Source organism: Helicobacter suis (assembly GCF_902196125.1).
Taxonomy (GTDB): Bacteria; Campylobacterota; Campylobacteria; order Campylobacterales; family Helicobacteraceae; genus Helicobacter; species Helicobacter suis_B.
Window position 1 is genome coordinate 1 of the sequence record NZ_CABIKG010000052.1, and the last position, 925, is coordinate 925.

The following is a 925-nucleotide window of genomic DNA, read 5'->3' on the forward strand; positions in this document are numbered from 1 at the left end:
TTGAAAAACCCCGCTTAAATCTAAGTTAAACGCGCCTTTAACCCCCGTTTTAGCCGCATTTATTGCTTTTAAATTAGCCTCATGTTGGGCGCTTTCTAATTCATAGAGTTTATTAGCTTGATCTATACTCATCTTATTAGCCGCCACTTTAGCGGCCACTTCTTTATTTAAGTTTGTAATTTCTTGTTCATGTCTAAGTTTTTCTAACTCAATTTGTTTTAGCGTGCCCTCTTGCATGAGATTAACCGCGCGCTGTTTAATATTTAATTCGGTTTGTAAATAGTCTTGATTGTTGGCAATTGCTAGCGCGTCGGCCGCTTCTTTGGCCTTTTGTGCCTCTAGTTGTGCCGCCTCTTGTATATCTTTAATTTTTTTATCATGTAAAGCACTCAAGGCGCTATATTGCTTATCAATTTGGGCTAGAGAAAGCGCTCCACTCTCTAGCTTTTTAGCGCTCTCCTCATTCAAGTGGCGTATTTCTTGCTCATAGGCTAGATTTTCCTTAGCAATATTTTGATCTAATCCCGCGCGCATTAACTCTATCTTAGTCTTAGCCATTTGCTCTAAGTAATCTAATTGGGCGTTATTTTTCTCTTTTGCTATAGATTCATTAAGCGCGGTAATTAGGCGTTTTTGCTCTTTAAGCGCTAGATTTTTATTTACCCCCGCCTTTATCCATTCTTGCGTTTTTTGCTTAATATCATCAATCTTTTTAGCATACTCACTCATAGAGGAGCGGGCTAGATCATGGAGGGCTTTAGCTAATTCCTCCGCTTTTTTAGGATCAACATCTTTTTTAATATTCCATTGTAACGCGCCTAGTTTGGGGCTTGTTGTGGCGCTAGTTTGCACTTTAGGCACAGAAATAACGCCACTAGCTTTTTTATCCACTTTAGTGGCGCTAGTGAGTGGCTGAAAGTCTTTA

1 pseudogene is annotated in these 925 nt (G+C 39.5%); it reads right to left on the reverse strand.

From position 1 onward, the window contains the following. A pseudogene (locus tag G6Q00_RS08240) lies at window positions 1–925 on the reverse strand (hypothetical protein); the annotation flags it as partial.